This is a genomic window from Methylibium sp. T29, from assembly GCF_000576205.1.
Lineage (GTDB): Bacteria > Pseudomonadota > Gammaproteobacteria > Burkholderiales > Burkholderiaceae_C > Methylibium > Methylibium petroleiphilum.
Window position 1 is genome coordinate 1 of record NZ_AZND01000186.1, and the last position, 6,592, is coordinate 6,592.

Consider the following 6,592-nt stretch of genomic DNA (forward strand, 5'->3'; position numbering starts at 1 on the left):
CTGCCGGCATCGAGCTGCAGGCGGAGCGGGCGGCCGCGGCCCGCCGGCTGCTGCCGTCGGCGCTGCGGGTGATCGAGGGTGACGCGACGCGCACCGAACAGGCCCCCGCGAGCCAGGACGCGGTGCTGGTGTTCACCGTGTTCTCGTCGCTGCTGGACGACACGGTCCAGCAACGTCTGGCTGCGACAATCTGGGCCTGGGTGCGGCCTGGCGGCGGCGTGCTGTTCTACGACTTCGCGGTCGACAACCCGAGCAATGCCGACGTGCGGGGCGTGTCCGTGGCGCGTGTCCGGGCGCTGTTTCCGCAGGCGCGCTGCACGGTGCGGCGGCTCACGCTGGCGCCGCCGCTGGCGCGTGCCGCGGCGCGGCTGCATGCCGGGCTGCCGGCCTGGACGAACGCCGTGCTGCCCGTGCTGCGCACCCACCGCATGGCCTGGCTGGTCAAGGATCGATGAACTGGAGAGGGTGTTTGCGATGAAGATCACCGTGGTGGGGACCGGCTATGTCGGACTGGTCACCGGCGCGTGCCTGGCCGAGATGGGCAACCACGTGCTGTGCCTGGACCTCGATGCGCGCAAGATCGAGATGCTCAATGCCGGCGGCATTCCGATCCATGAGCCGGGGCTGGAGGAGGTGGTCCAGCGCAACGCGGCCGCGAAGCGGCTGGAGTTCACCACCGATGTCGACCGCGCGGTGGCGCACGGCACGCTGCAGTTCATCGCAGTCGGCACGCCGCCCGACGAGGACGGTTCGGCGGACCTGCAGTACGTGGTGGCGGCGGCGCGCGCGATCGGCGAGCGCATGACCGACTACAAGGTCGTGATCGACAAGAGCACGGTGCCGGTCGGCACCGCCGACAAGGTGCGTGCCGCCATCGACGCGGCGTTGGCGGCGCGCGGCGTGAAGCTCGAGTTCGCCGTCGTCAGCAACCCCGAGTTCCTGAAGGAGGGCGCCGCGGTGGCCGACTTCATGCGCCCCGACCGGGTGGTGATCGGCGCCGACGACGAGCGCGCCATCCTGCTGATGCGCTCGCTCTACGCGCCTATGTGCGCAACCGCGACCGCGTGCTCGTGATGGACCTGAAGAGCGCCGAGTTCACCAAGTACGCCGCGAACTCCATGCTCGCCACCCGCATCAGCTTCATGAACGAGCTGTCGCGCGTGGCCGAGGCGGTGGGTGCCGACATCGAGCTGGTGCGCCAGGGCATCGGCAGCGATCCGCGCATCGGCACCCAGTTCCTCTACGCCGGCTGCGGCTATGGCGGCTCCTGCTTCCCGAAGGACGTGAAGGCGCTGATCCGCTCGGCGAGCGAAGCGGGTCAGGAGCTCGAACTTCTGAGTGCGGTGGAGTCGGTCAACGAGCGCCAGAAGCAGGTGCTGGGCGACAAGATCCTGGCCCGTTTCGGCACCGAGCTGAGCGGCAAGCGCATCGCGCTCTGGGGCCTGGCCTTCAAGCCCGGCACCGACGACATGCGCGAGGCGCCGAGCCGTGTGCTGATCGCGCGGCTCACCGCGGCGGGGGCCGAGGTCACCGCCTACGACCCGGTGGCGATGGCCGAGGCGCGCCGCGCGATGCCCGGGCAGGCCGGGCTGCGCTACGCCGATTCGGCGGTGGCCGCGCTGGAAGGGGCTGACGCGCTGGTGATCGTGACCGAGTGGAAGGAATTCCGCAGCCCCGATTTCGACGCGATCCGGACCACGCTGCGCACGCCGCTGGTGTTCGACGGGCGCAACCTGTTCGAGCCGGCGCTGATGAAGCAGCTCGGCATCGAGTACCACGCGATCGGCCGTCCGAGCCCATGACCGCGCCGCCCTTCCTGCCCTTCGCGCTGCCCGAGATCGGCGAGGAGGAGATCGCCGAGGTCGTCGACACGCTGCGCTCGGGCTGGGTCACCACCGGGCCGAAGGCGCGGCGCTTCGAGCAGGACTTCGCGGCCTTCCTCGGCGATCCGTCGCTGCACGCCATCGCCGTCAACTCCGCCACCGCCGGTCTGCACCTCGCGCTCGAGGCGCTGGGCATCGGCCCGGGCGACGAGGTCATCACCACCACCCACACCTTCACTGCCACGGCCGAGGTGGTGCGCTACCTCGGCGCCGACGTGGTGCTGGTCGACATCGATCCGGCCACGCTGAACATCGACCCGGCCCGGGTCGAGGCCGCGATCACGCCGCGCACCCGCGCCATCATCCCCGTCCACTACGCCGGCCTCGCGGCGGACATGGACGCGATCCTCACCCTTGCGCGCCGGCACGGCCTGAAGGTGGTGGAGGACGCGGCGCATGCGCTGCCCACCACCTGCGGCGGCGCGCTGGTCGGCACGCTGGCGAGCGACGCCACGGTGTTCAGCTTCTACGCCAACAAGACCATCACCACCGGTGAAGGCGGCATGGTCGTCACGCGCGATCCCGAGCTCGCAAAGCGCGTGAAGGTGATGCGCCTGCACGGCATCAGCCGCGATGCCTTCGACCGCTTCACCGCCAAGACGCCGAGCTGGCACTACGAGATCGTCGCGCCGGGCTACAAGTACAACCTGACCGACATCGCCGCGGCGCTGGGCATCCACCAGCTCCAGCGCGCTCGCGGCTTCCAGCAGCGCCGCGCGACGATCGCGCAGCGCTACCGGGCCGCCTTTGCCGACCTGCCGGTGCAGCTGCCACCCGAGCCCGAGCCGGGCCAGCTGCACGCCTGGCACCTCTACGTGCTGCGGCTCGGCGACGATGCCCCGCTCGCGCGCGACGCCTTCATCGAGCGGCTGTTCGAGCTGGGCATCGGCGTCAGCGTGCACTACATCCCGCTGCACCTGCACCCCTACTGGCGCGAGCGCTACGGCCTGGATGCGGCGCAGTTCCCCCACAGCCAGCACGCCTACGAACGCATGCTGAGCCTGCCGCTGTACACGAAGATGAGCGAGGCGGACATCGAGCACGTGATCGCGGCCGTGCGGCAGCTGCTGCTGCAGGGCTGACCGGGCGCGGCGCCGGCATGGCCAAGCGACTGGTCGACCTGGTGTTCGCGGTGGGCGGCCTGCTGCTGCTGTCGCCGCTGCTGCTGCTGACCGCGCTGGCGATCCGGCTCGACTCGCCCGGGCCGGTGTTCTTCCGCCAGGAGCGCGTGGGACGCCACGGTCGGCCGTTCCGCATCCACAAGTTCCGCACCATGGTGGCCGACGCGCCGCTGCGCGGCCCGGCGCTCACGGTGGGCGATGACGCCCGCATCACGCGCGTGGGGCGCTGGCTGCGCGAGCGCCGGCTCGACGAGCTGCCGCAGCTGATCGACGTGCTGCGCGGCGACATGAGCGTGGTCGGCCCGCGCCCCGAGCTGCCGCGCTACGTGGCGCAGTACCCGGCGGCGCTGCGCGAGCGCGTGCTGGCCGTGCGGCCCGGCATCACCGATCCGGCCTCGCTGGCCCACCTGGACGAGAGTGCGCTGCTGGCGCAGGCGGCCGACCCCGAGCGCGAGTACGTCGAGGTGGTGTTGCCGCGCAAGCTGCAGCTGGCCGCCGATTACGCGGACCGCGCCTCGACCGCGACCGACCTGGGCGTGCTGTGGCGCTCGGTGAAGCTGCTGATGGGAAGCGGAAAACGATAATCGCAGCCGTGCCGTCTTCCCGCCCTTCATGACCCCGACGCCTTCCGTGTGGCACTGGCTCGACGCCCGGCTGAGCCGCGTGCGCCCGCATCGCGAGCGGCTGGCGCTGCTGATCGACGCCGCGGTCATCGCCGTCTGCTGGCAGTTCACCTACCTGTTCCGGCTCGGCTTCGAGCGCTGGTTCAGCGCGCGGCCCGGCTACGACGGTTGGGTGCTGCTGGGCATCGTGGTTCTCTATGTGGCGGTGTTCCTGGTGCTGCGCGTGCCGCGTGGCATGTGGCGCTTCTCCGGCTTCGGCGAGATCAAGCGCCTGACGATCGCCTGCACGCTGGCGGGCGGGCTGGCCGCCGGCGCGGTGATGGGGGCCGAACTGCGCGCCATCCCGCGTGCGGTGCTGGCGCTGCACCCCTCGTCGCGCTGATGGGCCTGGCCAGCGTGCGCATCGCCTACCGCATGCTCTACGAGCACCTGCGCGCGCGCATCTCCGGCAGCGCCCGCGAGACGCGCCGGGCGCTGGTGCTCGGTGCGGGCGACGCGGCGCGCCTGCTGCTTGCCGGCCTGCAGCACCAGGCTGGGTGGTGGCGGGCCTGCTCGACGACCACCCGGCCAAGCAACGCGCCCGCATCGGCGGCGTGCCGGTGATCGGCCCGCTCGCGAGCGTGGTCGAGCACGTGAGGCTGCTCGACATCAGCCACGTCATCATCGCCATGCCCTCGCTGCGCGGCCCGGCGCGACGTCGCGTGATCGATCTTGCGGCCGAGACCGGCCTGCCGGTGCTCACCGTGCCCTCCGCCGAAGAACTGCTGGAAGGCGCCGCCGTCAGCCGGGTGCGCGACATCGAGCCGGAAGACCTGCTGGGCCGTGAGCCGGTGGTGTTGGACGAAGCCGGCATCTCCGAGTGCCTGAAGGGCAAATGCGTGATGATCACCGGCGCGGGCGGCAGCATCGGCAGCGAGCTGTGCCGGCAGGTGGCGCGCTACGGGCCGTCGAGGCTGGTGCTGTACGAGCTGAGCGAGTTCAACCTCTACACCATCGAGCAGTCGCTGAGCGACAGCTTCCCCGCGCTGCCGCTGGTGCGCCTGATCGGCGACGTGAAGAACGCCGCGCACCTGCGGCAGGTGATGGCGCGCTGGCAGCCGCAGATCGTGTTCCATGCCGCGGCCTACAAGCATGTGCCGCTGATGGAGGAGGAGCACAACGCCTGGGCGGCGCTGCAGAACAACACACTGGGCACCTGGCAGGCGGCCAGCGAGGCGGCACGGGCCGGGGCGGAGCGCTTCGTGCTCATCAGCACCGACAAGGCGGTGAACCCGACCAACGTGATGGGTGCGACCAAGCGCGCCGCTGAGATGGTGATCTCGCACCTGGCCTCGCAGGGCCATGCGACGCGCTTCATGGCCGTGCGCTTCGGCAATGTGCTCGGCTCCAGCGGCAGCGTGATCCCCAAGTTCAAGGAACAGATCGCCAAGGGCGGCCCGGTGACGGTGACCCATGCCGAGATCACGCGCTATTTCATGACCATCCCGGAGGCCGCGCGGCTGGTGGTGCAGGCGGCCGCGATCGGCGAGACCGGGCAGGTGTACGTGCTGGACATGGGCGAGCCGGTGCGCATCGTCGACCTGGCGCGCGACCTGATCCGCCTGGCGGGCCACACGGTCGACGAAATCGGCATCGTGTACAGCGGCCTGCGAGCCGGTGAGAAGCTCTACGAGGAACTGCTGGCCGATGCCGACCACACGCTGCCCACGCCGATCGCGCGGTTGCTGATCGCGCGCATCGAGGCCGACGTCTCGCGTGTGTCGGCGCTGGTCGACCGGGCGCTGCATCCGGACAGTGCGACGGCCGACGAGGTGCGGCGGCAGCTGATGTGCGCAGTGCCGGAGTACCGGGCTGTCGGCGAGACCATCGCGGCCGCTTCCTCGCGTGACGTGCCTTTTCCTGTGGGCCCGACATAGATCGCTCGGCATGAATGTCGCCTATCTTGACCCTCCTTACAGCCGCTACTTCCACAAGCTGGCGGCGCGGTTGGCTCAGCCTTCGGGCGGCAGTGTCGTCGCCCTGCTGTCCTGTCCGGCCTATCGCCTGTACGCGGGGGGCGACCGCGCGCAGGTCTGGGAGCCGGGTGCGCCGGCGCAGGCGCACGACGTGCCACCGGCCTTCGAGCGGGCGGGCTGGGCGCAGACCGACTCGCCGGAATTCCGGCGCGCCTTCTCGCACGCCGTGGAGTGGTTCAAGCAGCGCTTCACCGCTGAACGCACCGACGTCTGCCTGGTGTTCTCCGATGCCCGGCCTTTCTCGCAGGCGGCGCACCTGGCGGCGCAGCAGCTGGGCGTCGTCTGCGTGTTCTTCGAGCGCGGCGCCTTCCGCTACCGCACCGCGAGCCTGAGCACGCAGGGGCTCAATGCGCGCTTCTGCCTGCGGCAGGCGCAGCAATCGCCCCTGCTCGAGGCGCTCCCGCCTTTCGATCTGCCGCCGCGCCGCGCGATCGAGCCCTGGTTGAAGCTGCGTTTCGTGGGCTTCATGGCGCTCAACGGCCTGCTCGGCTCGCTGCAGCCGCAGCGCCGGCCGATGCAGCACAAGAGCTACCATTTCTTCAACTACCTGCGCATCGCCCTCAAGCAGTTCGGCGCCGAGCATCCCGAACTGCCGCTCGCGCAGGCCCCGGAACCGCCGGCCACCGACGGGCCGGTGGTGGTGCTGCCGCTGCAGCTGCCGACGGATTCGCAGTTCGTCATGTACTCGCCGTTCCGGCACAACCAGGAACTGATCGATTTCGTGGCCCGTCAGATGCGGAACGCGCTGCCCGGGACCCCGCTGCTGGTGAAGAAGCACCCGATGGACGTGCGCAGCTACCGGCTGCCGGCCGGCGCGCGCTGGATCGACGGCAGCCTGGCCCGCTTCCACGAGCGCCCCGCGGTGTTCGTCTGCCTCAATTCGAACGTCGGCTTCGAGGCGGCGATCCACGGCAAGCCGGTGCTGTGCTTCGCCGACAGCTTCTACACCG

7 protein-coding genes and 1 pseudogene are annotated in these 6,592 nt (G+C 70.7%); all 8 read left to right on the forward strand.

From position 1 onward, the window contains the following. The coding region (locus x551_RS16775) for a class I SAM-dependent methyltransferase (RefSeq protein WP_036249651.1) at positions 1-455 on the forward strand (455 nt) is incomplete at its 5' end. A gap of 19 nt (positions 456-474) precedes the next feature. After that, positions 475-1,802, forward strand: a pseudogene (locus x551_RS16780) (UDP-glucose/GDP-mannose dehydrogenase family protein). After that, the gene (locus tag x551_RS16785; RefSeq protein WP_036230424.1) at positions 1,799-2,965 is read left to right on the forward strand and encodes a DegT/DnrJ/EryC1/StrS aminotransferase family protein; all 1,167 of its coding nucleotides are present in this window, start codon (positions 1,799-1,801) and stop codon (positions 2,963-2,965) included. Before x551_RS16780 ends, x551_RS16785 begins: the two are co-directional and overlap by 4 nt. 17 nt (positions 2,966-2,982) lie before the next feature. Continuing rightward, complete coding sequence (locus x551_RS16790; protein ID WP_036230420.1) at positions 2,983-3,588, forward strand: sugar transferase; 606 nt, start codon at positions 2,983-2,985, stop codon at positions 3,586-3,588. A gap of 28 nt (positions 3,589-3,616) precedes the next feature. After that, positions 3,617-4,009: a hypothetical protein gene (locus x551_RS27550; protein WP_231497546.1), complete on the forward strand. Its 393-nt coding sequence runs from the start codon at positions 3,617-3,619 to the stop codon at positions 4,007-4,009. Then, positions 4,009-4,230, forward strand: a complete 222-nt coding sequence (locus x551_RS27555; RefSeq protein ID WP_231497545.1) for a hypothetical protein — start codon at positions 4,009-4,011, stop codon at positions 4,228-4,230. The genes x551_RS27550 and x551_RS27555 overlap by 1 nt, the downstream gene beginning before the upstream one ends. Beyond that, positions 4,167-5,543: a nucleoside-diphosphate sugar epimerase/dehydratase gene (locus tag x551_RS16795; RefSeq protein ID WP_231497544.1), complete on the forward strand. Its 1,377-nt coding sequence runs from the start codon at positions 4,167-4,169 to the stop codon at positions 5,541-5,543. Before x551_RS27555 ends, x551_RS16795 begins: the two co-directional genes overlap by 64 nt. Before the next feature lie 10 nt (positions 5,544-5,553). Then, positions 5,554-6,592: hypothetical protein (locus tag x551_RS16800; protein ID WP_036249654.1), on the forward strand; the 1,039-nt coding region annotated here is incomplete at its 3' end.

Coding starts and splice junctions, on each gene's coding strand:
- x551_RS16785 (WP_036230424.1), top strand. CDS start 1,799: ATGACCGCGCCGCCCTTCCTGCCCTTCGCGCTGCCCGAGATCGGCGAG.
- x551_RS16790 (WP_036230420.1), top strand. CDS start 2,983: ATGGCCAAGCGACTGGTCGACCTGGTGTTCGCGGTGGGCGGCCTGCTG.
- x551_RS27550 (WP_231497546.1), top strand. CDS start 3,617: ATGACCCCGACGCCTTCCGTGTGGCACTGGCTCGACGCCCGGCTGAGC.
- x551_RS27555 (WP_231497545.1), top strand. CDS start 4,009: ATGGGCCTGGCCAGCGTGCGCATCGCCTACCGCATGCTCTACGAGCAC.